Source organism: Cupriavidus sp. SS-3 (assembly GCF_035818815.1).
Taxonomy (GTDB): domain Bacteria; phylum Pseudomonadota; class Gammaproteobacteria; order Burkholderiales; family Burkholderiaceae; genus Cupriavidus; species Cupriavidus taiwanensis_C.
In genome coordinates this window covers 64,356-90,986 of record NZ_JAYLVT010000027.1, presented here as the reverse complement: position 1 = coordinate 90,986, position 26,631 = coordinate 64,356, and the positions used below count along the sequence as shown (strand labels likewise).

29 protein-coding genes are annotated in these 26,631 nt (G+C 69.3%); 19 read left to right on the top strand and 10 right to left on the bottom strand.

Annotated elements, in window-relative coordinates; translation table 11 throughout:
• The 7 genes from U9J39_RS28320 to U9J39_RS28290 all read left to right on the top strand — a co-directional run.
• On the top strand, positions 1–670 hold a 670-nt coding region (locus U9J39_RS28320; RefSeq protein WP_326348695.1), incomplete at its 5' end, for an acetyl-CoA carboxylase biotin carboxyl carrier protein subunit.
• Between the two features lie 193 nt (positions 671–863).
• On the top strand, positions 864–1,805 hold the full coding sequence (locus U9J39_RS28315; protein ID WP_326348694.1) for a 2-hydroxyacid dehydrogenase: 942 nt from the start codon (positions 864–866) through the stop codon (positions 1,803–1,805).
• Positions 1,806–1,854: 49 nt separating this feature from the next.
• The gene (locus U9J39_RS28310) at positions 1,855–2,790 is read left to right on the top strand and encodes a hydroxymethylglutaryl-CoA lyase (RefSeq protein WP_326348693.1); all 936 of its coding nucleotides are present in this window, start codon (positions 1,855–1,857) and stop codon (positions 2,788–2,790) included.
• 25 nt (positions 2,791–2,815) lie between these two features.
• Positions 2,816–3,328, top strand: coding sequence for a YbaK/EbsC family protein (locus U9J39_RS28305; RefSeq protein WP_326348692.1), 513 nt, complete (start codon positions 2,816–2,818; stop codon positions 3,326–3,328).
• Positions 3,325–3,753, top strand: coding sequence for a thioesterase family protein (locus U9J39_RS28300; protein WP_115705466.1), 429 nt, complete (start codon positions 3,325–3,327; stop codon positions 3,751–3,753). Before U9J39_RS28305 ends, U9J39_RS28300 begins: the two co-directional genes overlap by 4 nt.
• A gap of 21 nt (positions 3,754–3,774) precedes the next feature.
• The gene (locus U9J39_RS28295; protein WP_115681362.1) at positions 3,775–4,038 is read left to right on the top strand and encodes a DUF1289 domain-containing protein; all 264 of its coding nucleotides are present in this window, start codon (positions 3,775–3,777) and stop codon (positions 4,036–4,038) included.
• Entirely contained in the window at positions 4,008–4,964 is a 957-nt protein-coding gene (locus U9J39_RS28290) for an MBL fold metallo-hydrolase (protein ID WP_326348691.1), read from the top strand. The genes U9J39_RS28295 and U9J39_RS28290 overlap by 31 nt, the downstream gene beginning before the upstream one ends.
• 118 nt (positions 4,965–5,082) lie before the next feature.
• Here the strand turns inward: U9J39_RS28290 and U9J39_RS28285 are convergent, their stop codons facing one another.
• The 6 genes from U9J39_RS28285 to U9J39_RS28260 all read right to left on the bottom strand — a co-directional run bounded on the left by U9J39_RS28285 (position 5,083) and on the right by U9J39_RS28260 (position 12,024).
• Entirely contained in the window at positions 5,083–7,278 is a 2,196-nt protein-coding gene (locus U9J39_RS28285) for a TonB-dependent receptor (protein ID WP_326348690.1), read from the bottom strand.
• A 159-nt stretch (positions 7,279–7,437) separates the two neighbouring features.
• Positions 7,438–7,839 (bottom strand): hypothetical protein, encoded by a 402-nt coding sequence (locus tag U9J39_RS28280; protein WP_326348689.1) that lies wholly within the window; start codon positions 7,837–7,839, stop codon positions 7,438–7,440.
• Positions 7,829–9,112, bottom strand: a complete 1,284-nt coding sequence (locus U9J39_RS28275; protein ID WP_326348688.1) for a GTP-binding protein — start codon at positions 9,110–9,112, stop codon at positions 7,829–7,831. Before U9J39_RS28275 ends, U9J39_RS28280 begins: the two co-directional genes overlap by 11 nt.
• Positions 9,113–9,346: 234 nt before the next feature.
• Positions 9,347–9,766 (bottom strand): RNA polymerase-binding protein DksA, encoded by a 420-nt coding sequence (gene dksA / locus U9J39_RS28270; RefSeq protein ID WP_010813282.1) that lies wholly within the window; start codon positions 9,764–9,766, stop codon positions 9,347–9,349.
• A 610-nt stretch (positions 9,767–10,376) separates the two neighbouring features.
• A complete protein-coding gene (locus tag U9J39_RS28265; RefSeq protein WP_115707800.1) occupies positions 10,377–11,474 on the bottom strand; it encodes a CobW family GTP-binding protein in 1,098 nt (365 codons plus the stop codon).
• Between the two features lie 28 nt (positions 11,475–11,502).
• Positions 11,503–12,024, bottom strand: a complete 522-nt coding sequence (locus U9J39_RS28260; protein WP_115707802.1) for a Fur family transcriptional regulator — start codon at positions 12,022–12,024, stop codon at positions 11,503–11,505.
• Positions 12,025–12,129: 105 nt separating this feature from the next.
• Here U9J39_RS28260 and U9J39_RS28255 point away from each other — a divergent pair, with 105 nt between their 5' ends.
• From U9J39_RS28255 to U9J39_RS28235, 5 genes are all read left to right on the top strand, one after another.
• Positions 12,130–13,029, top strand: coding sequence for an alpha/beta fold hydrolase (locus U9J39_RS28255; RefSeq protein ID WP_115707804.1), 900 nt, complete (start codon positions 12,130–12,132; stop codon positions 13,027–13,029).
• A gap of 279 nt (positions 13,030–13,308) precedes the next feature.
• Positions 13,309–14,295 carry a tripartite tricarboxylate transporter substrate-binding protein gene (locus U9J39_RS28250; RefSeq protein ID WP_115707806.1) on the top strand — a complete coding sequence of 329 codons (987 nt, stop codon included), beginning with the start codon at positions 13,309–13,311 and terminating at the stop codon, positions 14,293–14,295.
• A 236-nt stretch (positions 14,296–14,531) separates the two neighbouring features.
• Positions 14,532–15,068 (top strand): ATP-dependent protease subunit HslV, encoded by a 537-nt coding sequence (gene hslV / locus U9J39_RS28245; protein ID WP_115707807.1) that lies wholly within the window; start codon positions 14,532–14,534, stop codon positions 15,066–15,068.
• Between the two features lie 65 nt (positions 15,069–15,133).
• Entirely contained in the window at positions 15,134–16,465 is a 1,332-nt protein-coding gene (gene hslU, locus U9J39_RS28240) for an ATP-dependent protease ATPase subunit HslU (protein ID WP_115707809.1), read from the top strand.
• Positions 16,466–16,704: 239 nt separating this feature from the next.
• Positions 16,705–16,998, top strand: coding sequence for a hypothetical protein (locus U9J39_RS28235; RefSeq protein ID WP_115679152.1), 294 nt, complete (start codon positions 16,705–16,707; stop codon positions 16,996–16,998).
• 77 nt (positions 16,999–17,075) lie between these two features.
• Here the strand turns inward: U9J39_RS28235 and U9J39_RS28230 are convergent, their stop codons facing one another.
• Together U9J39_RS28230 and U9J39_RS28225 are read right to left on the bottom strand one after the other, a co-directional pair.
• A complete protein-coding gene (locus U9J39_RS28230; RefSeq protein WP_115679153.1) occupies positions 17,076–17,687 on the bottom strand; it encodes a response regulator transcription factor in 612 nt (203 codons plus the stop codon).
• Positions 17,684–19,078, bottom strand: a complete 1,395-nt coding sequence (locus U9J39_RS28225; RefSeq protein WP_115707813.1) for an ATP-binding protein — start codon at positions 19,076–19,078, stop codon at positions 17,684–17,686. The genes U9J39_RS28230 and U9J39_RS28225 overlap by 4 nt, the downstream gene beginning before the upstream one ends.
• A 186-nt stretch (positions 19,079–19,264) precedes the next feature.
• Here U9J39_RS28225 and U9J39_RS28220 point away from each other — a divergent pair, with 186 nt between their 5' ends.
• A complete protein-coding gene (locus tag U9J39_RS28220) occupies positions 19,265–19,747 on the top strand; it encodes a copper chaperone PCu(A)C (protein WP_115707815.1) in 483 nt (160 codons plus the stop codon).
• Between the two features lie 25 nt (positions 19,748–19,772).
• On the opposite strand, the gene U9J39_RS28215 is transcribed toward U9J39_RS28220, so the two are convergent.
• A complete protein-coding gene (locus tag U9J39_RS28215; protein ID WP_115707817.1) occupies positions 19,773–20,708 on the bottom strand; it encodes a LysR family transcriptional regulator in 936 nt (311 codons plus the stop codon).
• 93 nt (positions 20,709–20,801) lie between these two features.
• Between U9J39_RS28215 and U9J39_RS28210 the strand changes: the two genes are divergently transcribed.
• Positions 20,802–21,356: a DMT family transporter gene (locus U9J39_RS28210; RefSeq protein WP_116313215.1), complete on the top strand. Its 555-nt coding sequence runs from the start codon at positions 20,802–20,804 to the stop codon at positions 21,354–21,356.
• Here U9J39_RS28210 and U9J39_RS28205 read toward each other — a convergent pair.
• Positions 21,305–21,556: a cysteine-rich CWC family protein gene (locus U9J39_RS28205; RefSeq protein ID WP_116312049.1), complete on the bottom strand. Its 252-nt coding sequence runs from the start codon at positions 21,554–21,556 to the stop codon at positions 21,305–21,307. The genes U9J39_RS28210 and U9J39_RS28205 overlap by 52 nt on opposite strands.
• 381 nt (positions 21,557–21,937) lie before the next feature.
• On the opposite strand from U9J39_RS28205, the gene argB reads away from it, so the two are divergent.
• From argB to metW, 5 genes are all read left to right on the top strand, one after another.
• Complete coding sequence (gene argB / locus U9J39_RS28200; RefSeq protein ID WP_039008462.1) at positions 21,938–22,855, top strand: acetylglutamate kinase; 918 nt, start codon at positions 21,938–21,940, stop codon at positions 22,853–22,855.
• 72 nt (positions 22,856–22,927) lie between these two features.
• Positions 22,928–23,878, top strand: a complete 951-nt coding sequence (locus U9J39_RS28195; RefSeq protein ID WP_116313216.1) for a pyrimidine 5'-nucleotidase — start codon at positions 22,928–22,930, stop codon at positions 23,876–23,878.
• Complete coding sequence (slmA, locus tag U9J39_RS28190; RefSeq protein WP_115707820.1) at positions 23,875–24,537, top strand: nucleoid occlusion factor SlmA; 663 nt, start codon at positions 23,875–23,877, stop codon at positions 24,535–24,537. The genes U9J39_RS28195 and slmA overlap by 4 nt, the downstream gene beginning before the upstream one ends.
• Before the next feature lie 276 nt (positions 24,538–24,813).
• Positions 24,814–25,995: a homoserine O-succinyltransferase MetX gene (gene metX, locus U9J39_RS28185; protein ID WP_326348687.1), complete on the top strand. Its 1,182-nt coding sequence runs from the start codon at positions 24,814–24,816 to the stop codon at positions 25,993–25,995.
• Positions 25,992–26,603: a methionine biosynthesis protein MetW gene (metW, locus tag U9J39_RS28180; RefSeq protein ID WP_115707824.1), complete on the top strand. Its 612-nt coding sequence runs from the start codon at positions 25,992–25,994 to the stop codon at positions 26,601–26,603. The genes metX and metW overlap by 4 nt, the downstream gene beginning before the upstream one ends.
• The last annotated feature ends 28 nt before the right edge of the window (positions 26,604–26,631 follow it).

The following is a 26,631-nucleotide window of genomic DNA, read 5'->3' as shown; positions in this document are numbered from 1 at the left end:
CGGGCTGATCGCGCGCAACGAGGCGGTCCTGTTCCCGCCGCCCGCGCCGGTCGGCATGGAGCTGATCGCGCTGGCGGTGGCGGCGCTGCTGCATCGCGAGGCGCGCGAATTGCGCATCGATGCCGCCGATCCGCACTCGCCGTGGACCCACGCCGGCGCGTGGCGGCTGAACGGCGGCGTGTCGCGCACGCTGCGTTTCGGCTATGGCGAGCAGGTGCTCGACGTGAAGCTGGACAGCAATGCGCGTGGCAGCACCCTGATCTACGCCGACCAGGCCGCGCCTTTTGCCTATACCTGCCAGGCCGACGATCTTCGCGTCAACCTCGGCACGCGGCGCACGCACGGGCAGGTGCATGCCGATGGCGATACCTTCCACGTCTTCTACGCCGGGCGGCATGTGAGCCTGGCGTGGCTCGACCCGCTCGCCCACGCGGGGGAAGCCGAGAGCGAGGGCGGCAAGCTGACCGCGCCGATGCCGGGCAAGGTCATCGCCGTGCTGGTCGAGGCCGGCAGCATGGTTACGCGCGGCGCGCCGCTGCTGGTGATGGAGGCGATGAAGATGGAGCACACCATCAGCGCGCCGGCCGACGGGGTGGTCAGCGAAATCCTCTACGACGTGGGCGAACAGGTGGCGGAAGGGGCCCAGTTGCTGGCGTTCGAACGGAACTAGGCAGGCAGCCAACGGCATCCGGCGGCGCGCGCCGCGTCACGGCGCGGCACCGCTCATGACTTTGGGTGGTGCGCAGGCAAGGCATCCGCCGGTGCGGTCACGCTCGCGCGAACGCCGTGCTCCGCCATGCGCCCCCGCAGCGCATTCCTCTGCCAAAATAGCCCTTTGCACCACCAGAGTCGCTGGAGACATCATGAAGTTGCAGTTGTACGTTCCCGATGGCCGTTACGATCCCTGGATCGAAGGTTTCGCCGAGGCGCTGCCCGAAGCCACCTGCGTGACCTGGGACGACAGCCGCGGCGAATCCGCCGATTACGCCGTGGTCTGGCGCCCGCCGGTCGAGATGCTGCGCGGCCGCACCGACCTGAAGGCGGTGTTCAACCTGGGTGCCGGGGTCGATGGCATCCTGCGCCTGCGCGACGAAGATCCGCAGGCGCTGCCGGCCGGCGTGCCGATCGTGCGGCTGGACGACGCCGGCATGGCGGCGCAGATGGCCGAATACGTCACCTCGGCCGTGCTGCGCTATTTCCGCCGGCTGGACGACTACGCCGCCCAGGCGCAGGCCGGCAAGTGGAAATTCCTCAAGCCGCACCGCCGCGCGGACTTCACCATCGGCGTGATGGGGGTCGGCACGCTCGGCACGCATATCGCCCGCACGCTGGCCGGCTTCGGCTTCCCGGTGCGCGGCTGGAGCCGCACCGCGCGCGCTATCGAGGGCGTGGTGGGCTTCCACGGCGATGCCGGCCGCGCGCCGTTCCTGGACGGCCTGCGCGTGCTGGTCAATGTGCTGCCGCTGACGCCGCAGACCGAAAACATCCTGAACGGCGAACTGTTCGGCAAGCTGGCGCAGGGCGCCTACGTGATCAACGTCGCGCGCGGCCAGCACCTGGTCGAAGCCGACCTGCTCGCGGCGGTGCAGGCCGGCCAGGTCGCGGGTGCCACGCTGGACGTGTTCCGCACCGAGCCGCTGCCATCCGACCACCCGTTCTGGCAGGAGCCGCGCATCACCATTACGCCACATATCTCGGCGCTGACGCTGCGCGAGGACAGCATCGCGCAGATTGCCGGCAAGATCCGCGCGCTGCGCGCCGGCCAGCCGATCGCGGGCGTGGTCGACCTGCAGCGCGGCTACTGACCCGCCATACCCGCCCCATACCCCACCGGATAAACGACAGGAGACAGCCATGACCATGCCCAACTACGTGAAGATCGTTGAAGTGGGCCCGCGCGACGGCCTGCAGAACGAGAAGGCAATGGTGCCGACGGACGTGAAGGTCGCGCTGATCAACCAGCTGACCGACGCCGGCTTCGTCAATATCGAGGCCGCCTCGTTCGTGTCGCCCAAATGGGTGCCGCAGATGGCCGACGGCGCCGATGTGATGGCGCGCATCCAGCGCCGCGCCGGCACGCTGTATTCGGCGCTGACGCCCAACATGAAGGGCTTCGAGGGCGCGATCGCGGCCGGCGCCGACGAGGTGGTGATCTTCGGCGCGGCCAGCGAGGCGTTCTCGCAGAAGAACATCAATTGCTCCATCGCCGAGTCGATCGCGCGCTTCGCGCCGGTGGCGGCGGCGGCCAAGGAGCAGGGCGTGCGCCTGCGCGGCAGCATCTCGTGCGCGCTCGGCTGCCCCTACCAGGGCGAGGTGCCGGTCAGCTCGGTGGTCGACGTGGTGCGGCGCATGCGCGAACTGGGCTGCGACGAGATCGACATCGCCGACACCATCGGCGTGGGTACGCCGGTGCGCGTGCAGGAAGTGATGCGCGCCGCGGCGGCGGAGTTTGCGCTGGACCGGATCTCCGGCCATTTCCACGACACCTACGGCCAGGCCCTGCCCAACATCCTGGCCAGCCTGGAAGTGGGCGTCGCGATCTTCCATGCCTCGGTGGCGGGCCTGGGCGGCTGCCCCTATGCCAAGGGCGCCACCGGCAATGTCGCCACCGAAGACGTGCTCTACATGCTGCATGGCATGGGCATCCACACCGGCATCGACCTGGAAGCGGTGGTGCGCGCCGGCGACTACATCTCGCAGGCGATCGGCCGCGCCAACAGTTCGCGCGTGGGCCGCGCCCTGCTGACCAAATGGGCCGCCGCCAGCGACGCCGCGCCGGCCTGCGTGTAAAGCGCGGCGGCAAACAGGAGAACGCATGACCATGCCTGATGAAGCGCTGCCCGAGTCCGCGCAGCGCGTGGCCGGGCTGCTGGCCGGACTCGGCCACGACCGGCCCGTGGTGATGCTGCCCGCGACCGGCAAGACCTCGGCCGAGGCTGCCGCCGGGCTGGGCTGCAGCGTGGCCGAAATCGCCAAGTCCATCATCTTCCGCCGCGTTGCCGACGATGCGCCGGTGCTGGTGATCGCCAGCGGCAGCAACCGCGTCGACGAGGCCAAGGTGGCCGCGCGCGTGGGCGCGCTGGGCAAGGCCGACGCGCGCTTCGTGCGCGAGAAGACCGGCTATGCCATCGGCGGCGTCTGCCCGATCGGCCATGCGGTGGCGCCGGTGATGCTGCTGGACCAGGACCTGTTCCGCTATGACAGCCTGTGGGCCGCGGCCGGCCATCCGCACGCGGTGTTCAACCTGACCCCGCACCAGCTGCAACAGATGACCGGGGCCGAAGTGGCCGATGTCGCGCTCGCGGCCATGCCCGGAGCCGCGGCATGAGCCCGGACCTGCGCCCCGGCCTGGCCTTCACCTGGCAATACACGGTGCCGCCCAAGGCCACGGTGCCGCGCCTGTATGACGATATCCCGGGCTGCGCCGAGATGCCCGACGTGCTGGCCACCGGCTACCTGGTCGGCATCATGGAGTGCGCCTGTCTGCAGATGCTGCGCGAGCACCTGGACTGGCCGCGCGAGCAGTCGCTCGGCACGCTGGTCAGTTTCTCGCACCTGGCGCCGACGCCGCCGGGCATGACGGTAACGGTCAGGGGCGAGCTGGTCGAGGTGGACGGGCGCCGCCTGCGTTTCCAGCTGAGCGCGTGGGACGGCGAGGACAAGATCTCCGAGGGCGTGCACGAGCGCCACCTGATCGACGCCGGCCGCTTCAACCAGAAGGTCGCGGCCAAGGCCGCGCGCGCGGCGGCCTGAGTGGCGAGCGCGCGCAACGCCATGGCTACGATGCCCCGCTCGCCCGGTGCGCTCGCCGCGGAATTGGCCAGGCAGGCCGACGCCGCGATGCAAGCCACCCCGGTGCCGTCGCCGTGCCGCAACGTCTGCCGCATGGACCCGTCGAGCGGCTATTGCGAGGGCTGCCTGCGCACCATCGAAGAGATTGCCGGCTGGTCGTCGGCCGGCGACGAGGACAAGCGCCGCATCTGGGCGCAGCTGCCGCGGCGCGCCGCATGGCTGGCGGGCGAGGAGGCATCGTCGTGAGCGAAAGCACCGTGCCGCGCTTGCCGGCCACCATGCGCGTGTTCGAGCGTGGCTGGCTGTCGGCCAACAACATCCTGTTTGCGGACGGCGACGATACCGCGCTGGTCGACACCGGCTACGTCACCCACGCGCCGCAGACGGTGGCGCTGGTGGCCTCGGCGCTGCAGGGCCGGCCGCTGGCGCGCGTGATCAATACCCATCTGCACTCGGACCACTGCGGCGGCAATGCCGCGCTGCAGGCACGCTGGCAGCCGCGCACCGCGATCCCCGCGGCCGAGGCCGGGGCCGTGGCGGCGTGGGATACCGATGCGCTCAGCTACAAGGCCACCGGCCAGCAGTGCGACCGCTTTACCTTCGACAGCGTGCTCAACGACGGCGATACGCTGCGCCTGGGCGGCATCGACTGGCAGGTGGTGGCGGCCCCCGGCCATGACCCGCACGCGGTGATGCTGTTCGCGCCCGCCGAGCGCATCCTGATTTCTGGCGATGCGCTGTGGCAGAACGGTTTCGGCGTGATCTTTCCGGAACTGGAGGGCGAGAGCGGCTTCGCCGAACAGGCGGCCGTGCTGGCGCGCATCGCGCAGCTCGACGTGCGCGTGGTGATTCCCGGCCACGGCAGCGTGTTCACCGACGTCGCCGCGGCGGTCGAACGCGCGCAGGGGCGCCTGGCGTACCTGAGCGCCGACCCTGCGCGCAATGCCGCGCATGCGGTCAAGGTGCTGGTGAAATTCAAGCTGCTCGAGGCGCAGCGGATGACGCTGGCGGCATTGGCCGCGTGGATGGAGGCGGCGCCGCTGATGGCGCACATGCGCGAGCGCTTTATGCCGGGGCAGCAGATGGCGGAGATCTGCGCGCAGACGGTGGGAGCGCTGGCGCGGGTGGGGGCGGCGCAGGTCGAGGGGGAGTGGGTGGTGAATCGGGATTGATTGCCCCCGACGCCGCGCCTAATGGCGAGGAAGCCGTCGCCCATGGTGGTTTGCTCCCCGCTCCCGCAAGCGGGAGAGGGAGCACGCAATCGGGATGCGTCGCCCGGCGGCAGGCCGGTCAGAAGGACGTCCTGAACCCCACCTTCACACTTCTTCCCGCCAGCGGCGCGATATCCCGCAGGATTGACGCCGAGTTGCGCGCGTCCTGGTTGGTCAGGTTGTCGCCGCGCAGGTACACCAGCGTCTGCGTGCCCGCCACCTTGAACTTGTAGGTCAGCGCCAGGCTCAGCAGCGTGTAGGCATCGGTCGGCGTGTCGTTGGACGGCACGCGCGTCTGCTTGGCCGCGTAGGTGACATCGACGCGCGCGCCCCAGGGCCCGGCGCCATACACCAGCGCGCCGCCCAGGCGCAGCGGTGCCAGCCGCGGCAGCGGCTCGCCGGTGTCGCGGTTTTCCCCGCGCACGTAGTCGGCGCGTGCCTCGAAGTCCAGCGTGTCGCTGCTGGTCAGCATCTTCTGCAGCAGGCGCGTCTTGCCTTCGGCCTCGAAGCCGTACAGCGTGGCGGGCACGCCCAGGTACTGGAATTCGGGCAGCGCATCCGGGCTGCCGACCGCGACCACGTCGCCGGCCTCGTCGCGCGCGCGGCCGGTGGCGCTGAGCGCGAGGTAGTTGGCAAAGCGGCTGTAGTAGCCCGACACGCCGGCGCTGTGCGCGCCTGACTTGAAGCGCACGCCCAGGTCGATCGAGGTCGCGCGCTCCTTGTTGGCATTGGGATCGCCCACTTCCCAGGCGCCGGTGGCGACGTGGGGGCCGTTGGCGTACAGCTCGTAGAAGGTCGGCGCGCGTTCTGTGTAGGACAGGTTGCTGGTCAGCGACCACGCCGGGTTCATCTTGTACAGCAGGCCGGCCGAGGCGCTGGTGGCGTTGAAGCTGCGGCTGGCGTCGGCGAAGCGGTCGTTGCCGTTGGCGCTGGCCTTGACGCTGCTGTGGTCGAGCCGGCCGCCGAAGTTCAGCTTCAGGTCGCCGCCGGCGGTCAGGGGCAGTTCCTCGAATACGAACAGCGCCGCATTGTCGGTGTTGGTGCTGGGCACGAAGGCCTCCTCGCCCAGCGCCGAGAAGTTGGTGTGGCCAAACTGCGTGCCGACCACGCCGGTCAGGTTGCCGATCTTGGCGTGCCGGGCCTCGAAGCGCGCATCCCAGCCGCGGTTCTTGAAGATCGTGCCGGTTTCGCCGTCCTCGATTTCGCGGTGCTCGTAGTCGGTGAAGCTGACCTTGCCCTTGACCGACTCGAGCCAGCCGCCGGTGTTGCCGGCCAGGTTGCGTGCCTCGCCTTCCAGCGCGAAGCGGTCCTGCTTCATCTTCAGCCGCACCGCGTCCTCGGCGGGCGTGCCGTAGTCGTTGCGGTAGGCGCTGTAGTTGGCGCCGAGGAAGCCATCGGCCCAGGTGTAGGAGCCGCCCAGCGAGCCGCCCTGCTGGTCGGCGCTGGTGTTGGGGAGGCGGCCGTAGGGCTCAGCCTCGCCTTCGGGCAGCGGCTCGGTGTTGCGCAGCCGTTCGCTGCGCGCGTAACCGGGGATGCGCAGGTCGCTGGTCTTGCGCGCGAAGGCGTCGGCGTGGACGGCAAACTTGCCGTTACCGGCCTCGATCAACGCGCTGGCGTTGCGGGCCTGGTCGCCGCCGGCGGTGGCGCTGGCATCGACCGCGCCACCTACGCCTTCGATGGGCTCCTTGGGGATGCGGTTGTCGATCACGTTGACCACGCCGCCGATGGCATTGCCGCCGTACATCAGCGCCGCCGGGCCGCGCACGACTTCGATGCGCTCGGCCACCAGCGGATCCACCGGCACGGCGTGGTCGTAAGACAGCGTGGACGCGTCGACCGTGGTGCCGCCGTTCTGCAGCACCTTGATGCGGTCGCCGTCGAGGCCACGGATGACCGGCCGGCTGGCGTTGGGGCCGAAGTAGGTCGACGATACCCCGGGCAGCTTGTCGAGGGTCTCGCCCAGCGTGCTGGCCTGGCGCACCGCCAGCGCGTCGCCGCCCAGTGTGGAGACCGGCGCCACCATGTCGTTCAGGTCGCTGCCCAGCGGGTTGGCGGTGACCACGACTTCGCGCAGCGTGGCCCCGGCCGGGGTGGCTGGAGCGCCGGCGGGAGCGGCATCGGCGGCCGGCGCCGCGGCGGTTTGCGCGAGCGCGGCGGGGGCTGCGAAAGCGGCGGCCAGCGTGGCGGTCAGGGAGGCGGCAAGCGCCGCCAGCGGGGTCAGGCGCGGGGCGGCAGGCTGGGTGTAACGGCGGGCGGTGTAACGGTTCTTCGACATGGCGCGCGGAGCAATGCAGTGGCGATCGGCCCGGCTGGCACGGCGGCGTCCGGCCAGGCGCGGCGCGCCCGCGAGGGGCGTGGCGGCGCGGCCGGAAGGGCGCATGTTCAGCTCGGAATGCGTAAGTCGGCGGGTGCGCGGCGCTGGCCGCGTCCCGGATCAGGCGAGGGCGATGGCCGGCGCCGGCGGGGCGCGCGATTGGAACGGATGGGACGAGGGCAGGTCGGGCCAGCGCCAGGCCAGGCTGGCCGGCTTGACCGGCTTGCCGAAGGCAAGCTGCAATGGCGGCAGCTTGCCGCAATGCGTGTCGGCGACGGTGGCGCCATCGAACAGCACGCACGAGTGCCCGCTGAAGGCCTGCGCCAGCGTGTGCGGGTCAGTGTCGGACGCGGCGGTGGTGTCGGCAACCGCCGGGGCGCCAGCCGGTGCCAGCAGGCCGCCGTGGACGATGCGGTGGGTCAGTCCGGCATGCTGCGCCAGCAGCAGGCACAGCGCCAGCCACAGCGCGGACCAGAGGCCTGGGCCGTGCGCGCGCAGGCGGGCGAACCAGTCAGTGCGCATGGGGGTGGCCGCCCGGGTGGCCGTGATCGTCGGCGGGATCGCCGCAACCGCAGTCATCGCCATGGCTGTGATCGTGGCCGTGATCGTGGTCGTCGTCGAAATCATCGACCCAGGCCGGGAACGGATCCGGATAGGCGGCCCAGGCCTCCACCCCTGCGGCGATCTCGGCATCGCTCAGCAGGCAGGCATCGAGACGCGCCTGCAGCGCGGCGTGGTCCAGGTCCAGGCCGATCAGCACCAGTTCCTGGCGGCGGTCGCCGAACGGCGCCGGGGCGCCGCCGTCGTGCATGTCGGCTTCGACTTCCGCGCGCTCGTCGGCGTCGGCCGGCCATTCGGCCGGATCCAGCGCGGCCCACCAGGCGCCGGCGCCGCCATGGCGGCAGACGCCGCCGGACTGGTTCCAGTCGCCCGCGGTCTCCATGCGGCTGGCCAGCCAGAACAGTCCTTTGGAGCGCAGCACGCTGCCGTGCTCGCGCAGCCATTCGGTATGGATCAGGTCGGCGAAACGTTGCGGGTGGAACGGGCGGCGGCGGCGGTAGACCAGCGTGGAAACCCCGCTGGCCGCGTCCGCCGCGGATACTTCGCCACGCAGCGCGGCGAGCCAGCCGGCGCCATCGGCGGTGGCTTCGAAATCAAAGCGGCCGGTGCCCTGCACGCGCCCGGGCGGCACCTTGCCGAAGCTGGCTTCGACGATGTCGGCGCGCGGGTTCAGCGCCTGCAGCGCCGCGCGCAGCCGCGCCAGGTCCGCGGCGCCGACGAGGTCGGCCTTGTTCAGCACGATCACGTCGCAGCCTTCGATCTGCGCCACCAGCACTTCGGCCACGGTGCGGTCGTCGTCCTGGCCCTGCGCCAGGCCACGGTCGGCGAGGAATTCGGCTTCGTTGAGGTCGCGCAGCACGGTGGCGGCATCGACCACGGTCACCAGCGTGTCGGGCTGCACGGCCGCGTCGGGCCCCGCGCCATGCTCGGCCTCGAACAGGAAGCCTTCGGCGATCGCCAGCGGCTCGTCCAGGCCGTCGGCCTCGACCAGCAGCGCGTCGAAACGGCCCGTGGCGGCCAGCCTTGCGGCTTCGGCGAGCAGCGGCTCGCCCGACGGCAGCAGCGTGGCCTCGCAACCGGGCGGCACGGGCGCCAGTGCTTGCCCGTCCTGCGCGCCGCAGACCAGCACGCCGACACGCCCGCCGGCGCCATGCGCGAGCAGGTGGTTCAGCAGTGAGGTCTTGCCGGCGCCGGCAAAACCGGACAGCACGGTGACGGGCAGGCGATCAGCCATGGCAGCAGCAGGGAATGTGGAGGAGGCAACGCAGCGCGCAAAGGTCGCGGGCGCGTTGTTGCAACAAGGTTGCGAATTTACCAGAAAGGCCGCGGCGGCAACAGCCGGATGATTCTCAATGTCAGGCCGTGGCCCTGGCGCGACAAGGGCTGGTGCGCGGCCCAAAGACAAACGGCCCGGATACCCGGGCCGTCATGTTGCGCAGGCTGCGCCGGCTGGCCGGCGCGCCGTGCTTCAGTCGCCGAACAGCTTCTGGCGCAGTTCGCGGCGTTGCTGCGCTTCCAGCGACAGCGTCGCGGTGGGGCGCGCCAGCAGGCGCGGCACGCCGATCGGCTCGCCGGTTTCCTCGCACCAGCCGTAGTCGCCGGACTCGATGCGCTGCAGCGACTGTTCGACCTTCTTCAGCAGCTTGCGCTCGCGGTCGCGCGTGCGCAGTTCCAGCGCGTGTTCTTCCTCGATGGTGGCGCGGTCGGCCGGATCCGGCACGATCACGGTTTCGCGCAGGTGCTCCGTGGTCTGGTCAGCGTTCTTCAGGATTTCGTCGCGCAGCTGTTCAAGGCGGTGCTTGAAGAAGGCGAGCTGCGCTTCGTTCATGTAATCCTTGTCGCTCATCTTCAGGATTTCAGCTTCAGTCAGAAGTTTGTTGCTGCTCATGGTTGCTGCTGATTCTCTTGTTGATGCGGCCGGCGGCGTCTCAGTCCGCGCGGGTGCGCTGTCCGCGCGCTTGCGCGCCACGGTTGTTTCACTCTGGCTGGCTGCAGTCTTGCTGCTTCGCGGGCCTCCCTTCCTTGCGCCCGCTTCGGCGTTCGCCGTACTGCCGCGGGGAGCGGGCGCGGCCTTCACAGGCTGCGCCTTGAGCGTCTCTGCCGCTGCACTACCAGTCTTGCTGCGGCTTTCTTTGGTCTTCGTTGCGGCTGTCATGGGGACACCTCTCTCTCGCGTCAGTCAGTGACGGCGCGCGTCGGGGCACCCCAAGCGGAACAGGCGGTCTCCGCACGAAGCACTGCGACCGCACCTGCTGGCGGCCTGCCTCATGCTGACGACAACCGCCGCCCTGCAAGTCCACCGGCAAGCGGTGGACCGGACACCGGCGGCGGGAAAAAGGTGCGCCACCGGTATCAAATCCGGCCTATTGTACTTGAACAAATTTTTCGGAGATATGGGGAAAACCGGCTGGCGCTTCGGTATTTCCCCGGTACCCCGAACGGGGGGCAGCCGCGCGGCGGTGTCGGAAGGGATGCCGCCCATGGGACGGCAGGCGCACTCAGGCCAGGCAGTTCTCCAGGCCCTTGAGGATGGCGTCGCGGGGCAGGTCCACGCCGATGAACACCATGCGCGTGCCCGGGGTTTCGTCTTCCCACTTGGCACCGATGTCGCTGCCCATCAGCTGGTGAACGCCCTGGAACACCACTTTGCGGTCCACCCCCTCCATATATAGTACGCCCTTGTAGCGCAACAGTTTTTCCCCGTAGACCGCGAGGATTCCGGACAGGAATTCTTCCAGCTTGCCGTAGTGGAACGGCTTGTCGCTGCGGAACACGAACGAGGCGATGCGGTCGGTGTGATGATGGTGGTGATGGTGGTCGTGCGCATGGCCGTGGGCGTGCCCATGGTCGTGGCCGTGATCATGGCCGCAGTCGGCGCCGCAATGCTCGCCGTGTTCGTGGTCATGGTCATGGTCGTGGTCGTGGTCGTGGTCCTCGGCGCGCAGGAATTCGGGGTCGATCTCGAGCTTGGCGTTCAGGTTGAAGCCGCGCAGGTCGAAGATGGTGTCGATCGGGGCCTCGCCGAAATTGACCAGGCGGATCGGCGCGCGCGGGTTCATGTGCAGCAGGCGGTGGCGCAGCTCGGCCACGTCGCCTTCGCTGACCAGGTCGGACTTGGTGATGAAGATGGCGTCGGCAAAGCCGACCTGGCGCTGCGCCTCTTCCTGCTGGTCCAGCTGCAGGTGGGCGTGCTTGGCGTCGACCAGCGTGATCACTGCGTCGAGCAGGTAGCGCGAGGCGATTTCCTCGTCCATGAAAAAGGTCTGCGCCACCGGGCCGGGGTTGGCCACGCCGGTGGTCTCGATCACCACGCGGTCGAAGGCGATCTCGCCGGCGTCGCGGCGCGTCAGCAGCGTCGACAGCGCCTGTACCAGGTCACCGCGGATGGTGCAGCAGATGCAACCGTTGCTCATTTGCACGATCTGCTCGCGGCCGTCCTGCACCAGGATCTCGTTGTCGATGTTCTCTTCGCCGAATTCGTTCTCGATCACGGCGATCTTCATGCCGTGCTGCTCGTTCAGGATGCGCTTGAGCAGGGTGGTCTTGCCGCTGCCGAGGAAGCCGGTCAGGATCGTGACCGGAATCAGTTTGGACATTGTTGTTTCTCCGGGAAATGAGTGCCGGTCAGTGGGCGGTGCGCGAACGCTTGCCGCACTCGGCGCAGACGCCGTTCACGGTCAGCTCGACATGTTCGATGGCAAAGCCGCTGGGCACGCGCGGCGCGGCCGGCTGCGCCGGGGCGGCGGCATCGTCCAGGCAGAAGGTGCGGTCGCAGCGGGTGCAGTGGAAATGGCTGTGCTGGCGATGCTCCTGGGCGCGCGCGGCTTCGTGCTCGACCAGGCTGAAGCGGAACACGCGGTCGTTGCCGGCGCGCTTCTGCGCCACGCCCTGGTCCACCAGCCAGTCCAGCACGCGGTAGACGGTGACGCGGTCGATGGTTTCGCCGGCCTCGGGCAGCCGGTCGATCACGGCCTGGTGGGTCAGCGCCTCGTCGCTGCCGATCAGGCACGCCAGGATGCACAGCCGCGGCTGGGTCACGCGCGCGCCGAGCCGGCGCAGGCGCTCATGGGCGGCCTCCAGGGCCGCCGGGGTCGGGATTGCCGGTTCCGGCGCCAGGGCCGGCCGGTCCGGACTGGGACGGGTCATGGCCGGATTTAACCATAGCCCCACGGTTGTTGCAATTCAGTTGCGTCAGCCGCGACGGCGGATTGCGCCTATGATCGGCACAGGACCACCTGAGCGGAGACCCTCATGCTGAATGACGCGAGCGCGCTGCTGTTCCCGAATTTCGAACCGTTCCGGCAACAGGTCGGCGAGGTCGAGATCGCCGGGGTGCGGGGCGGCTCGGGGCCGCCGCTGCTGCTGTTGCACGGCCACCCGCAAAGCCACCTGATCTGGCACCGGGTGGCGCCCGCACTGGCCGACCACTTTACCGTGATCGCCACCGACCTGCGCGGCTATGGCAGCAGTGCGGCGCCGCCCGGCAATGCCGGCCACGAGCGCTACAGCAAGCGCACCATGGCGCAGGACCAGGTAGCGCTGATGGCGGCCCTCGGATTCCATCGCTTTGCGCTGTGCGGCCATGACCGCGGCGCGCGCGTCTCGCACCGGCTGTGCCTGGACCATCCCGACGCGGTCAGCCGCGCCATGCTGCTCGACATCGCGCCCACGCTGGCCATGTACGAGCGCACCAGCATGGCATTTGCCGCGGCCTACTGGCACTGGTTCTTCCTGATCCAGCCGGCGCCGTTCCCCGAGACCCTGATCAATGCCGAGCCCGATTTCTATATCCAGAAGCTGATGGGCCTGCGCCACGCCGGCCTGGCCGCGTTCGCGCCCGATGCGATGGCCGCCTACACCGCGGCAATGCGCGACCCGGCGCGCGTGCACGCCATGTGCGAGGACTACCGCGCCGCCGCCACCATCGACCTCGAGCACGACCGCGCCGACCGCGAGGCCGGGCGCCGCCTGGCGCTGCCGCTGCGCGTGCTGTGGGGCGAGCACGGCGTGGTGGCGCGCTGCTTCGAGCCGCTGGCATTGTGGCAGGAGGTGGCCGCCGACGTGAGCGGGCGCGCGCTGCCCTGCGGCCATTACATTCCCGAGGAAGCCCCCGAGCCGCTGCTGGAGGAAATGCTCGGTTTCTTCCGCTAGCCGGCGGCGGCTGTCGCGAAACGCGGAGTTTGTGGGCGATTGCTGCCCTATCTTGCGCCATATGCCGTGGATTGCAGGCGGGTTAGCCCCTATACCTGTGCATTGTCTGGTGTTGCTAACATCATCCCCGCCCTTGCGGTTTACGGCAGGGGCAGCGGCGCCAGCCGGCCTTGGTCCAAACGCGGCTAGTGAGACCGCGCCAGAGCGCCCCGCGCGAGCAGGGGCCCTGCCGGCGGCAAGGCATTGCATGACGGGTATCGAAGGAATCAGGAGAAGAGCATGAAACGAGTGGCAAAGACGATCGCGGCCGCGCTGGCAGTCGGCGTGATGGGCGTTGCGGCGGGCGCGTACGCGCAGGAATTCCCGGGCGGCAAGCCCATTTCGGCCGTGGTGCCGTTCTCGGCCGGCGGCCCGACCGACAAGGTGTCGCGCGAGCTGACCGCGATCATGTCCAAGCACCTGGGCTCGACCATCGTGATCGAAAACCTGGGCGGCGCCGGTGGCACCATCGGCGCCAAGAAGGTGGCCCAGGCCAAGAACGACGGCCACACCGTGCTGATCCACCATATCGGCATGGCCACGGCCCCGGCGCTGTACCGCAACCTGGGCTTCGATCCGCTGAAGGACTTCGAGATGGTCGGCGAGATCGCCGACGTGCCGATGATCCTGGTTGGCAACAAGCAGCTGCCTCCGAACACGTTCAAGGAACTGCTGCCGTACATCAAGGCCAACGCCGCCAAGCTGTCGCTGGCCAACGCCGGCATCGGCTCGGCCTCGCACCTGTGCGGCCTGCTGTTCCAGAGCGCGATCCAGACCGAGCTGACCACCGTGCCGTACAAGGGCGCGGCGCCGGCGCTGACGGATATCCTGGGCGGCCAGGTCAACCTGCTGTGCGACCAGACCACCAACCTGGCGGGCCACCTGAAGGCCCACTCGGTCAAGCCGTACGCAGCCATGCAGGCGCGCCGCGTGGAAGCGTTCAAGGACGTCCCGACGGCAGCCGAGCAGGGCATGCCGAACGTGGAAGTGAAGGTCTGGCACGCCATGTACGCGCCCAAGGGCACGCCCAAGCCGGTGATCGACAAGCTGTCGGCCGCCCTGCAGAAGGCCGTGGCCGACCCGGCGTTCCGCGCCAAGATGGCCGAGCTCGGCGCCGAAGCGGTGACGGCACAGCGCGCCACGCCTGAATCGCTGCGCACCTACCTTAGCGCCGAAATCAACAAGTGGACCCCGGTGATCAAGAAGGCCGGCGTCTATGCGGATTGATCGATCGGACTAAGCCGATGGAGTGATTCATGCGGCGCGCTGGCCTGCCGGCCGGTGCGTTGTGCCGAAGGGCCATGCCTTGCGCATGGCCCTTTTTGTTTGCGGGGCGGCGCAACCAGCGGTGGCGGGCATCCTATATTGGTCAGACCTGCCGCCGCCGGCGAGGTGCGCGACAGGCCTTGAAACCGTGCCGGGGCGTCGCCAACTACGGTCCTGACATATTCACGGAAGCCACCATGGAACAGTATCACGGCACTACCATCGTCAGCGTCCGCCGCGGCAATCAGGTCGCGCTGGGCGGTGATGGTCAGGTCACGCTCGGCAATATCGTGATGAAGGGCACCGCGCGCAAGGTGCGCCGCATCTACAACGGCAAGGTGCTGGTCGGGTTTGCCGGCAGCACCGCCGACGCCTTCTCGCTGCTGGACCGCTTCGAGGCCAAGCTGGAGAAATACCAGGGCAACCTGACGCGCGCCGCGGTCGACCTCGCCAAGGACTGGCGCTCGGACCGCGCGCTGCGCCGGCTCGAGGCCATGCTGATCACCGCCGACCGCGATACCACGCTGGTCATCACCGGCAACGGCGACGTGCTGGATCCCGAAGGCGGCATCGCCGCGATCGGCTCGGGCGGCGCGTATGCGCAGTCGGCGGCCAAGGCGCTGATCGAGAACACCGAGATGGCGCCGAAGGACGTGGTCGAGAAGGCGCTGACCATCGCCGGCGAGCTCTGCATCTATACCAACACCAATTTCGTCATCGAGACGCTGGAATAAGCCGCTGGCACCAGCGGGGGCCGGCGTACGCCCCCCGCGCACCGCGCCCCAACTGAACGGATACCATGTCGCACACCATGACCCCGTCGGAAATCGTTTCCGAACTCGACAAGCACATCATCGGCCAGAACAAGGCCAAGAAGGCCGTGGCGGTGGCGCTGCGCAACCGCTGGCGCCGCCAGCAGGTGGCCGAGCCGCTGCGCCAGGAAATCACCCCCAAGAACATCCTGATGATCGGCCCGACCGGCGTCGGCAAGACCGAGATCGCGCGGCGCCTGGCCAAGCTGGCCGATGCGCCGTTCATCAAGATCGAAGCCACCAAGTTCACCGAGGTGGGCTATGTCGGCCGCGACGTCGACACCATCGTGCGCGACCTCGCCGAGATGGCGATCAAGCAGACGCGCGAATCCGAGATGAAGAAGGTGCGCACCAAGGCCGAGGACGCCGCCGAGGACCGCCTGCTCGACGTGCTGCTGCCGCCGCCGCGCGATATCGGCTTCTCGCAGCCGGAAGAGAAGGATTCCAACACGCGCCAGGTGTTCCGCAAGAAGCTGCGCGAAGGCCAGCTCGACGACAAGGACATCGAGCTCGAGGTCTCCGCCGGCATGCCGAGCATGGACATCATGGGCCCGCCGGGCATGGAAGACATGACCGAGCAGATCCGCACCATGTTCGCCGGCCTGGGCCAGGGCAAGAAGGCGCGCCGCAAGATGAAGGTCAAGGAAGCCTTCAAGCTGCTGATCGACGAAGAGGCCGCCAAGCTGGTCAATGACGAGGAACTGAAGCACAAGGCCATCGCCAACGTCGAGCAGAACGGCATCGTGTTCCTGGACGAGATCGACAAGATCGCCAGCCGCAGCGATATCGGCGGCGGCGAGGTGTCGCGCCAGGGCGTGCAGCGCGACCTGCTGCCGCTGGTCGAAGGCACCACGGTGAACACCAAGTACGGCATGATCAAGACCGACCACATCCTGTTCATCGCCTCGGGCGCGTTCCACCTGTCCAAGCCGAGCGACCTGATCCCCGAACTGCAGGGCCGCTTCCCGATCCGCGTGGAACTGGAGTCGTTGTCGGTGCAGGACTTCGAGGCCATCCTGACGCAGACCGATGCCAGCCTGACCAAGCAGTACCAGGCGCTGCTGAACACCGAAGAGGTCAATCTGGTGTTCGCGCCGGACGGCATCCGCCGTCTTGCCGAGATCGCGTTCTCGGTCAACGAGAAGGTCGAGAACATCGGCGCGCGCCGGCTCTATACGGTGATGGAGCGGCTGCTGGAGGACCTGTCGTTCCATGCCAGCAAGTCGTCCGGCGAGACCGTGACCATCGACGCCGCGTACGTCGACCAGCGCCTGGGCGACCTCGCCGGCAACGAGGACCTGTCGCGCTACGTGCTGTAAAGTGCGCGGCATGGCAAAACGAAAGGCGCACTGCGGTGCGCCTTTTTGAAGGGCGCACCGCAGTGCGCCTTTTTTCATGTCCGTGCGTTTCCACCTGCCACATCGCGGTAAGGCTCGTAAGCAATGGTAAGCCCGCTGGCCGGCGTGGCCGGGCGATGCGACCCTTGCGCACCTTGACGGTCGATTGACCGGTGCGGGAGCCACCGCATCCCCCTCAACCCACTGGCAGGAGAAATCACATGGTCCATTACAAGACCCGCCGGGTGGTGCTCGCCACGGGCGGCCTGCTGGCCGCGCTGGCCGCCGCCACGGCCTTCCTTTGCATCCGTCCGGCGATGCCGGCGGCCGAGGCCGCGCAATCGGGCACCCTCGGCGCGGCCGCCGCCGCGGCGGCAACGCTGGCGCTGGATTCGGGCGCGCTGTTCACGCTGGCGGACCGCCATGCCGGCGATGCCATGCGCATCGCCGACAGCGGTGCGCCGCCGGACGGTGCCGACGGCCTGGACTGGGACTACGTCCAGTTGCGCCTGTAACGCGGCGCCATGCCACGCCATGCAAAAGGCCGCGCACGTGCGCGGCCTTTTGCATTGGGGAACCCCGTTCAGCGCCTTCAGCGTGATACCGGCCGCTTGCCCAGCTTGCGCTGCAAGGTGCGCCGGTGCATGTTCAGCGCGCGCGCGGTGGCGGAGATATTGCCGCCATGCTCGGCCAGCACGCGCTGGATATGCTCCCACTCCAGCCGTGCCACCGACAGCGGCACCGGTTCTTCCAGCGCGGCCTGCGCCGCGTCTTCCGACACGCCCGCCATCAGCGCGGTCAGGATCGAATCGACATTGGCCGGCTTGGCCAGGTATTCATCGGCGCCCTGCTTGACCGCCGCCACCGCGGTGGCGATGCTGGCGTAGCCGGTCAGGATCAGGATGCGCGCATCGGGCAGGGCCTGGCGCAGCGGCGCCACCAGCTGCAGCCCGGACTCGGCGGGCGCGGTGCTGCCGGCTTCGGGCGGCGGCTCCAGGTGCAGGTCCAGCGTGACGTAGGCAAAGTCGGTGCGCGCCGCCAGCGCCAGCGCGGTGCGGCCGTCGTGCGCCACCGCCACGGCATAGCCGCGGCGCGTCAGCGCGCGCGCCAGCGTGCCGGCAAAGACTTCGTCGTCGTCGATCACCAGGAAGGGCGTGCCGGCCGGTGCGGTAGCTTCGGGTACCGGGGTAAGGGGTTCGGTCATAACGCAGAAGGCATGGTGGCGGTGGCGGCCGCCGACGTGGAAAGCGTGGAGAGCGCGGGCAGGCGGAGTTCGGCGACGGTGCCGCCGCCAGGGCGGTCATGCCAGGCGAGTTCGCCGCCCATCTGGCGGGCGGCGCTTTGCGCCAGGTACAGGCCGATGCCCTGGCCGCCGTGCTGGCTGGCCACAGGGGTTTCGCCGAGCTGGCCGCGCAGCGCTTCGGGGATGCCGTCGCCGTGGTCGGCAACGCGGAACGACAGCCACGGCGCGGTATTGCCGGGGGCCATGGCGATCTGCAGCTGCAACGGCTGCGCGCCGCGGCTGGCGGCCTGCTGGCTGCGCGCGGCGTTGTCCAGCAGGATGGTCAGGATCTGGCCCACGCGCGCGGCTTCCACTGCCTGCGCGCCGGCGCCCGGCGTGGCCACGGCCTGCAGGCTGGCATTGGGATGGCGCAGCTGCCAGCGCTCGGCAAACGCCGGCAGCCAGCCGTCGATGCGCTGCGGCGCCAGCGTGGCCGGATCTTCGCGCAGCCGCGCCAGGGTGGAGCGGCACAGCGCCAGCTGCTGCTCCATGGTCTGCAGGTCGGGCAGATAGCCGCTGATGGCGGCGGCGCCGCGGCCGGCGTCGGAGGCATCGGCGCGCAGCTCGCCGGCAATCACCGCCAGCGTCGCCAGCGGCGTGCCGATTTCATGCGCCACCGCGGCGGCCTGGCCGTTCAGGTCCTCGACGCGCGCTTCGCGCAGCAGCTGCTCGCGCGCCAGGTTCAGCTGCGCCTCGCGCTGGCGCAGCACGCCCGACAGGCGCGCCACGAACAGCGCGATCATCACCGCGCTGGCGACGAAGTTCAGCCACATGCCGGCCAGGTGGTAGGTCACCGCGTTGTCCGGGTTGTGCAGGTCCAGCGGCACGTATTCGATCAGCAGCACCGTGTAGCAGGCCAGCGCGTACAGCGCCAGCGCAATCACCTGGCGCCACGGCAGGATGGCCGCGGCGATGGCCAGCCCCGGCAGGTAGAACGAGACGAACGGGTTGGTGGCGCCGCCGGTGTAGAACAGGATCGCCGACAGCGCGGTCAGGTCGACCAGCAGCTGGCCCATCAGCTCAGCCTCGCCGGGCGCGCTGTTGCGCCGCGTGTGCTGGCGCAGGCGCAGGCCGGTGAGCAGGTTGAACAGCGCCTGCAGCCCCAGCACCACCAGCAGCGGCGTGTAGGGCAGGCGGATGCCGGCAATCGGCTCGCACACCAGCACGGTCAGCGCCTGTCCGCCCAGCAGCGCCCAGCGCAGCCAGAACAGCCGGCGCAGCGTCACCTGGCCATGGCGTGCCGAACTGCCAGCCGGCAGGGGCGACAGGAACGGGAAGTCAGGCAGGCGGGTCACGGCTGGGGCGGGGCGCATGGCGCGAGTGTATCAATGCCGCCGCGGGGCGCCGGCGCGTGCGACACCTTGCCGCATTGGCGCGTTGCCGCGCCGGCTGCCAGACTGGCTGGTTGCGTTGTCGATCGCGCGTGCCGGGCGGCTACGGCGGGCTCGGGCATGGGCGGTCCCCGCATGGTCTAATGTCTGCTTTCAGGAGAGCCTTTGATGCAAGCCAAATTCCGCCCGGCCACGCTGGCCGCTTCCTTTGCCCTGGCCGCCACGCTGGCATCGGGCGCCGCGCTGGCGCAGGTCGATGTCAGCAGCGCCTGGGTGCGCGGCACGGTGCCGACCCAGACCGCTTCGGGCGCCTTCATGGTGCTGCACGCGCACCAGGACGCAAAGCTGGTCGGCGTCTCGTCGCCGGTGGCGTCGGCCGAGCTGCACGAGATGAAGATGGAAGGCAACGTGATGCGCATGCGCCAGATCAAGTCGCTGGACCTGCCCAGGATGCAGAACGTCGAACTGAAGCCGGGCGGCTACCACGTGATGCTGATGGACCTGAAGGCCCAGCTCAAGCCCGGCGATACCGTGCCCATCACGCTGAAGATCGAGCAGGGCGGCAAGGTGATCGAGCAGAAGGTCACGGCCGAGGTGCGCAGCATGGTGCCGGGCGCCGCCAGCGGCGGCCACGGCGAGCACAAGCACTGACCGGCGGCCGGCCCGCGCCGGGGCGTCAGCCGCGCAGGCTGATCGGCTCGTCCGCTTCCGGGCTCGACGCCGCCGCCAGCACGCGCTCGCGCAGCCAGGCGTGGGCGGGATCGGCCTCGGTGCGCTGGTGCCAGATCATGCTGAAGGTGAAGTCGTCCAGCGCGAACGGCGGCGCAAACACGGCGTAGCGCGGATCGTCTTCCAGGGCGGCCAGGCTGCGCCGCGCGGTGGTCAGCACCAGGTTGGTCCCGGCGATCAGCGCCGGCGCCACGCTCCAGTGCGGCACCACGCAGGCGATCTTGCGCCGTCCCCCCAGTTTGGCCACGGCCGTGTCGATCGCATCCATGCGTTCGCTGTGCGTGGCGACCAGCACGTGCGAGCGCGCCAGGTAGGCCACCTGGTCGAGCCGGCCGGTATCGCGCACGGTGGCGGCATCGACCGCGCAGGCATAGCTTTCGCGGAACAGCTCGGCGGACTGCACGCCTTCGGGCTGGTGGCTGAACACCCCCAGCGCCATGTCGATCTCGCCATCGGCCACCTGCGCGGTCATGCCCTCGCGGCTGGCCTGCGACACCACCAGGTCGATATTGGGCGCGGCCCTGCGCACCGCGCGCAGCAGCCGCGGCAGCACCACCAGCGCGCCGTAGTCGGACATCGCCAGCCGGAAGCTGCGCCGCGCGGTGGCCGGCTGGAAGCCGCTCGGCCCCAGCAGGATGCGCACCTGCGCCAGCGCCTCGGCCAGCGGCCCCGACAGCTCGTGCGCGCGCGCGCTCAGCACCAGCCCGCCCTTGCCGCGCACCAGGATGGGATCGTCGAGCAGCTGCCGCAGCCGCCCGAGCGCATGGCTGACCGCCGGCTGGCTCAAGTGCAGCCGCAGCGCGGCGCGGGAGATATGGCGCTCCGCCAGCAGCGCTTCCAGCACCACCAGCAGGTTGAGGTCGATTCCGCGTAGGCTATTCATTCGGCGAATATTAAACGTACGAAAGCAGAATTGGAAATTCGCAAAGCGATATTTCAAACTGCTGGCATCGCATCTTGCCCTATGGAGCGCGCCATGTCAGGCACCCAGCTGTCGTTTTCGATCCCGTCATCGCTGTGGCTGCCGCTTGGCACCGCCGTGCTGGCCGGTGCCGCGATCCCGTTCCAGGCCGGGGCCAACGCCACGCTCGGGCGCATGCTTGGGCATCCGCTGTCGGCCACGCTGGTGTCGCTGCTGGTCAGCCTGGTGGCGCTGCTGCCGGTGCTGTGGCTGATGCGGGTGCCGCTGCCGTCGCCGGCGGCGCTGGCGCAGGCGCCGGCCTGGTTGTGGAGCGGCGGGGTGCTGGGGGTGTTCTATATCTCGGCCGCGCTGATCATGGCGCCCAGGCTGGGCGCCGCCGGCTTCATTGCCGCGGTGGTGGCCGGGCAGGTGCTGGCCGCGCTGCTGGTCGACCAGTTCGGCCTGGCCGGGTTTGCGGTGCGCGCGCTGACGCCGGCGCGGGTGGCCGGCGCTGCGCTGATCGTGGCCGGGATGCTGGCGATGCAGTGGGACAGCGGTGCGGCCGTTGCGCCGGCGCGTCAGCCGGCCGCTGGACCGGGTACGGAAGCGGGTGCGGATTCCGCCGTCTGACCAGCCCGCCGCGCCGCCAGGCACGCCGGACACAGGCAGTGCTGGCCCGGCACGATGTGCCGTGCCGGCAGCAGCGGCTGGCTGGCGCACCAGCACTCGGGCAACCCCGCCACGTAGCCGCAGACGAAGCCGGCGCCGCAGCGGCTGCAGGATTCGACCGGGCGCAGCTGGCCTGTCAGCACCGCGGCGGGGTTGCTCATCGCTGCCTCCGCGGGGCTGGCGGCATGGACGGGATTCGGTCGGGCGAGCGGCAGATGGCTGCGGACATGAGGGTCAGGATTCGGGAACACTGCGGGGAACACTGCGCCGCGGTGCAGGCCAAATGGCTGAGAAGGCCGGCCGGCAAGGCCGCGCTTGTTGCATCGACGGAACGCGCCGGTGCCCCGCAGGCCGCTTGCAGCCGCTTCGCCGTGCCCGGTTGGGCCGGCGCGCTTTCGCCCCGCGCGGTTTCTTGTAAAATCGGCGCCTGCCGTGGCCGGATGGCGCACTTTCGGGCGATCCCCGGGGGCGATCCGTCGGGCTTCCCCCCGGGGACGCGGCGGCTTAGCCATCATACCTGTTGATTCTCACGGATGTCCCCCATGAACGCCGACAACCCTGGGCCTGCCGCGACCGCGGTGGCCGCCATCGCTCCCGCACTGAAGGCCGAGATCCTCGCCGAGGCCCTGCCGTATATCCGCAAGTTCCACGGCAAGACCATCGTGGTCAAGTACGGCGGCAATGCCATGACCGAAGAGAAGCTCAAGCACGGCTTCGCGCGCGACGTGATCCTGCTCAAGCTGGTCGGCATGAACCCGGTGGTGGTGCACGGCGGCGGCCCGCAGATCGACGAGGCGCTGAAGAAGGTCGGCAAGGTCGGCACCTTCGTGCAGGGCATGCGTGTCACCGACGAAGAGACCATGGAAGTGGTCGAGTGGGTGCTGGGCGGTGAAGTCCAGCAGGACATCGTGATGCTGATCAACCAGTACGGCGGCCAGGCCGTCGGCCTGACCGGCAAGGACGGCGGCCTGATCCGCGCCAAGCGCCTGCAGATGCCCGACCGCGAGAACCCGGGCGCGTTCATCGACATCGGCTACGTCGGCGACATCGAGGCGATCAACCCGGCGGTGGTCAAGGCGCTGCAGGATGACGCCTTCATCCCGGTGATCTCGCCGATCGGCTTCTCCGACGACGGCCAGGCCTACAACATCAACGCCGACGTGGTCGCCGGCAAGATGGCCGAGATCCTCAAGGCCGAGAAGCTGGTGATGATGACCAACATCCCGGGCGTGATGGACAAGAAGGGCAACCTGCTGACCGACCTGTCCGCGCGCGAGATCGAAGAACTGTTCGCCGACGGCACCATCTCGGGCGGCATGCTGCCGAAGATTTCGTCGGCGCTGGACGCGGCCAAGAGCGGCGTGCATTCGGTACACATCATCGACGGCCGCATCGAGCATTCGCTGCTGCTGGAAATCCTGACCGAGCAGGCCTTCGGCACCATGATCCGCTCGCACTGAGCGGAGCCCCGGAGCGGCGCCGGCCACGGCCGGCCGCTCCGGCATATCCCACCACCTTCCGAGTTGCCCGGCGTGCCTTCCAGTCTTTCCTCACCGCGCCGTGTCCGCGCTCGCCTCCGCCGCCGTCCCGCGGGCGATACCTCGGGCGGCACGGTCTGGCTGTTCGATCTCGACAACACGCTGCACGATGCCTCGCACGCGATCTTCCCGGCGATCAACCGACTGATGACCGCGTACGTGGCGCGCGTGCTCGGCTGCGACGAAGCCACCGCCAGCCGCGTGCGCGTGGACTACTGGCAGCGCTACGGCGCCACGCTGCTCGGCATGATCCGCCACCACGGCGTCGACCCGGCGGACTTCCTGCGCGCCGCGCATGAGTTCCCCGCGCTGGCCGAGATGGTACGGGTCCGGCGCGGCCTGGCCGCGCACCTGCGGCGCCTGCCCGGGCGCAAGATCCTGGTCACCAACGCGCCGCAGGACTATGCGCGCGCGGTGCTGGACATCGCCGGCATTCGGCACTGCTTCGAGCGCGTGGTGGCGATCGAGCAGATGTGGGTGCACGGGCATCTGCGGCCCAAGCCGGACCGCCGCATGCTGCGCCGGCTGCTGGCGCAGGCCCGCATCGCGCCGCATCGCGCGGTGCTGGTCGAGGACACGGTGTCGCATCTCAAGCGCTACGCCGGCACCGGCATCCGCACCGCGTGGGTGACGGGCTACCTGCGCACGGTCGCGCCTTCACGACCGCACATGGTGCCCGCCGCGCCCGCCGCCGCGCATGACGACGGCAGCCGCCGCGACGCCGCGGTGCGCTCGACGCTGCAGGCCGAGGACCGCCGCCATGCCGGCCACGCCGTGCAGGAGCGCTCGGTGACGCTGGTGGCCGCCGAGACCCAGGCGCCGCAGGCGCAGCCCGGCAACGTGCCGCGCGTGCGCGCGCGCGTGCCGAACCGGCCGGCCTATGTGGACATAAAAGTACAATCGATGCATCAACTCCAACGACGAATGCGGAGAACCGGGTCATGACGCAAAGCAACGGGCGCGAACCAGAGGCGGTCATCACGGGCAGCGAGCCGGACGCCGACCAGCAGCCGGCGCTGCCGGCGCGCAAGCGTCCGCGCCCCGGCGAGCGCCGCGTGCAGATCCTGCAGACGCTGGCGACCATGCTGGAGCACCCGCGCGGGGAGAAGATCACCACCGCGGCGCTGGCCGCGCGCCTGAGCGTGTCCGAGGCGGCGCTGTACCGGCATTTCGCCAGCAAGGCGCAGATGTACGAGGGGCTGATCGGCTTTATCGAGCAGACCGTGTTCGGCCTGATCAACCAGATCACCGACAAGGAAGAGCACGGCCTGCGCCAGGCGCATGCGATCGTGCGCATGCTGCTGTCGTTCGCGGAAAAGAACCCGGGCATGACGCGCGTGCTGACCGGCGAGGCCTTGGTGGGCGAGCACGAACGGCTGCAGGAGCGCATCAACCAGGTGGTGGACCGCATCGAGGCGTCGCTGCGCCAGTGCCTGAAGGTCGCGGTGACCCAGGCCGCGTTTCCGGCGGATGCCGATATTCCCGCGCGCGCCGCGCTGATCATGGCGGCGGTGCAGGGCCAGTGGCACCGCTATGCCAAGAGCGGTTTCCGCAAGTCGCCGTCCGACCATGCCGAGGCGCATCTGCGCGTGCTGCTGGGCTGAATGCAACCAGCCGGGCCGATTGCTCTATAATTGCCCGGTCGCGCCGATTTGATGACTGGCTTGCGGGCGCGCGGCAGCCACGGACAGGGTCCCGATGGCTCGCCACTATAAATGCGGCTAAAGAGGTTGGGTCGGCGCCCCATGCCACCACGGCAGTGGATGGCGCCGGCACGCGGAATCCCGCAAGGAATCCAGCGAATCCCGACTTGGCTGCGACGCTTGATACGCAAATGCCGGTCGGGTTTTTTTATGCCCGTTCGCCACGGGCCGGATTCCATGACTGATGTCGCCCTGCCGACCGCCGCGCCCGCCGCGTTCGACCTGCCGCCCGATTCGGTCGGCGTGGTTGCGCCGCAGCGCATGCACTTTGCCGAGCCGCTGAAGCTGCGCAACGGCTCGTCCATCGCCGGCTACGACCTGATGGTCGAGACCTACGGCACGCTCAATGCGGACCGCTCCAACGCGGTGCTGGTCTGCCACGCACTGAACGCCTCGCACCATGTCGCGGGCGTCTATGCCGAAGACCGGCGCAACGTGGGCTGGTGGGACAACATGGTCGGTCCCGGCAAGCCGCTCGATACCAACCGCTTCTTCGTCATCGGCGTCAACAACCTGGGCTCGTGCTTCGGCTCGACCGGGCCGATGAGCCTGAACCCGGCCACCGGCGCCCCCTATGGCGCGTCGTTCCCCGTGGTCACGGTGGAAGACTGGGTCAATGCGCAGGCGCGCGTGGCCGACGCGTTCGGCATCACGCAGTTTGCCGCGGTGATGGGCGGCAGCCTGGGCGGCATGCAGGCGGTGGCCTGGAGCCTGATGTACCCGGAGCGCCTGCGCCATTGCATCGTGATCGCGTCCACGCCCAAGCTGTCGGCGCAGAATATCGCCTTCAACGAAGTGGCGCGCAGCGCGATCCTGTCGGACCCCGATTTCCACGGCGGCAACTACTACGCGCATGGCGTCAAGCCCAAGCGCGGGCTGCGCGTGGCGCGCATGATCGGCCATATCACCTACCTGTCGGACGAGGACATGGCCGAGAAATTCGGCCGCGAACTCAAGAGCGAGGACATCCGCTTTTCGTTCGACGTCGAGTTCCAGGTGGAAAGCTATTTGCGCTACCAGGGCGACAAGTTCGCCGAGTACTTCGACGCCAACACCTACCTGCTGATCACGCGCGCGCTCGACTATTTCGACCCGGCGCTGGCTTACGGCGGCGACCTGACACGCGCGATGGCGCAGACCCAGGCCAGCTTCCTGGTGGCCAGCTTCGGCACCGACTGGCGCTTCGCGCCCAGCCGCAGCCGCGAGCTGGTCAAGGCGCTGCTGGACAACAAGCGCCCGGTCTCGTACGCCGAGATCGACGCGCCGCACGGCCACGATGCCTTCCTGCTCGACGACCCGCGCTATCACAACCTGATGCGCGCCTACTACGACCGCATCGCGGAGGAGATCGGCGCATGAACGCCCTGGCCAATCCCAATATCCTGGCCCTGCGCCCCGACTTCCGCGCGATCGCGCGCTGGATCGAACCCAATTCCACCGTGCTCGACCTGGGCTGCGGCGATGGCAGCCTGCTGCGCGTGCTGCAGGACGAGCTCGAGGTGCAGGCCTACGGCATCGAGATCCGCGACGAAGGCGTGCTGGCGTGCGCGCAGAAGGGCGTGCATGTCATCCAGCAGAACCTGGAGGGCGGCCTGGCGCTGTTCGAGGACAAGAGCTTCGACACGGTGATCCTGTCGCAGACGCTGCAGACCATCCACAACACCGCGCAGGTGCTGCGCGACACGCTGCGGGTTGGGCGCGAGTGCATCGTCTCGTTCCCGAACTTCGGCTACTGGCCGCACCGGCTGTCGGTGTTCCGTGGGCGCATGCCGGTGTCGGAATCGCTGCCCTACCAGTGGTACAACACGCCCAACGTGCGCGTGCTGACCATCAGCGACTTCGAGGCGCTGGCGCCCAAGGTCGGCCTGCGCGTGATCGACCGCGTGGTGATGCACGAGGGCGTGACCGTCAACTGGGGCGGCAACTGGCGCGGCAGCCTGGCGGTGTACCGGGTCTGCGCGGCCTGAGCCGGTCGAGCGGGGTGCGCGGGGTGAG

Bases quoted from the DNA above. Each gene is read 5' to 3' on its own strand.
- U9J39_RS28305 (WP_326348692.1), top strand. From the start codon at position 2,816: ATGACCATGCCTGATGAAGCGCTGCCCGAGTCCGCGCAGCGCGTGGCC.
- U9J39_RS28290 (WP_326348691.1), top strand. From the start codon at position 4,008: ATGGCTGGCGGGCGAGGAGGCATCGTCGTGAGCGAAAGCACCGTGCCG.
- slmA (WP_115707820.1), top strand. From the start codon at position 23,875: ATGACGCAAAGCAACGGGCGCGAACCAGAGGCGGTCATCACGGGCAGC.
- U9J39_RS28205 (WP_116312049.1), bottom strand. From the start codon at position 21,556: ATGAGCAACCCCGCCGCGGTGCTGACAGGCCAGCTGCGCCCGGTCGAA.
- U9J39_RS28260 (WP_115707802.1), bottom strand. From the start codon at position 12,024: ATGACCCGTCCCAGTCCGGACCGGCCGGCCCTGGCGCCGGAACCGGCA.
- U9J39_RS28255 (WP_115707804.1), top strand. From the start codon at position 12,130: ATGCTGAATGACGCGAGCGCGCTGCTGTTCCCGAATTTCGAACCGTTC.
- U9J39_RS28230 (WP_115679153.1), bottom strand. From the start codon at position 17,687: ATGACCGAACCCCTTACCCCGGTACCCGAAGCTACCGCACCGGCCGGC.
- metW (WP_115707824.1), top strand. From the start codon at position 25,992: ATGAACGCCCTGGCCAATCCCAATATCCTGGCCCTGCGCCCCGACTTC.
- U9J39_RS28275 (WP_326348688.1), bottom strand. From the start codon at position 9,112: ATGGCTGATCGCCTGCCCGTCACCGTGCTGTCCGGTTTTGCCGGCGCC.
- U9J39_RS28225 (WP_115707813.1), bottom strand. From the start codon at position 19,078: ATGCGCCCCGCCCCAGCCGTGACCCGCCTGCCTGACTTCCCGTTCCTG.
- U9J39_RS28280 (WP_326348689.1), bottom strand. From the start codon at position 7,839: ATGCGCACTGACTGGTTCGCCCGCCTGCGCGCGCACGGCCCAGGCCTC.
- argB (WP_039008462.1), top strand. From the start codon at position 21,938: ATGAACGCCGACAACCCTGGGCCTGCCGCGACCGCGGTGGCCGCCATC.
- hslU (WP_115707809.1), top strand. From the start codon at position 15,134: ATGTCGCACACCATGACCCCGTCGGAAATCGTTTCCGAACTCGACAAG.
- U9J39_RS28265 (WP_115707800.1), bottom strand. From the start codon at position 11,474: ATGTCCAAACTGATTCCGGTCACGATCCTGACCGGCTTCCTCGGCAGC.
- U9J39_RS28295 (WP_115681362.1), top strand. From the start codon at position 3,775: ATGGCTACGATGCCCCGCTCGCCCGGTGCGCTCGCCGCGGAATTGGCC.
- metX (WP_326348687.1), top strand. From the start codon at position 24,814: ATGACTGATGTCGCCCTGCCGACCGCCGCGCCCGCCGCGTTCGACCTG.
- U9J39_RS28220 (WP_115707815.1), top strand. From the start codon at position 19,265: ATGCAAGCCAAATTCCGCCCGGCCACGCTGGCCGCTTCCTTTGCCCTG.
- U9J39_RS28315 (WP_326348694.1), top strand. From the start codon at position 864: ATGAAGTTGCAGTTGTACGTTCCCGATGGCCGTTACGATCCCTGGATC.
- U9J39_RS28250 (WP_115707806.1), top strand. From the start codon at position 13,309: ATGAAACGAGTGGCAAAGACGATCGCGGCCGCGCTGGCAGTCGGCGTG.
- U9J39_RS28235 (WP_115679152.1), top strand. From the start codon at position 16,705: ATGGTCCATTACAAGACCCGCCGGGTGGTGCTCGCCACGGGCGGCCTG.
- U9J39_RS28300 (WP_115705466.1), top strand. From the start codon at position 3,325: ATGAGCCCGGACCTGCGCCCCGGCCTGGCCTTCACCTGGCAATACACG.
- U9J39_RS28215 (WP_115707817.1), bottom strand. From the start codon at position 20,708: ATGAATAGCCTACGCGGAATCGACCTCAACCTGCTGGTGGTGCTGGAA.
- hslV (WP_115707807.1), top strand. From the start codon at position 14,532: ATGGAACAGTATCACGGCACTACCATCGTCAGCGTCCGCCGCGGCAAT.
- U9J39_RS28210 (WP_116313215.1), top strand. From the start codon at position 20,802: ATGTCAGGCACCCAGCTGTCGTTTTCGATCCCGTCATCGCTGTGGCTG.
- U9J39_RS28310 (WP_326348693.1), top strand. From the start codon at position 1,855: ATGACCATGCCCAACTACGTGAAGATCGTTGAAGTGGGCCCGCGCGAC.
- U9J39_RS28285 (WP_326348690.1), bottom strand. From the start codon at position 7,278: ATGTCGAAGAACCGTTACACCGCCCGCCGTTACACCCAGCCTGCCGCC.
- dksA (WP_010813282.1), bottom strand. From the start codon at position 9,766: ATGAGCAGCAACAAACTTCTGACTGAAGCTGAAATCCTGAAGATGAGC.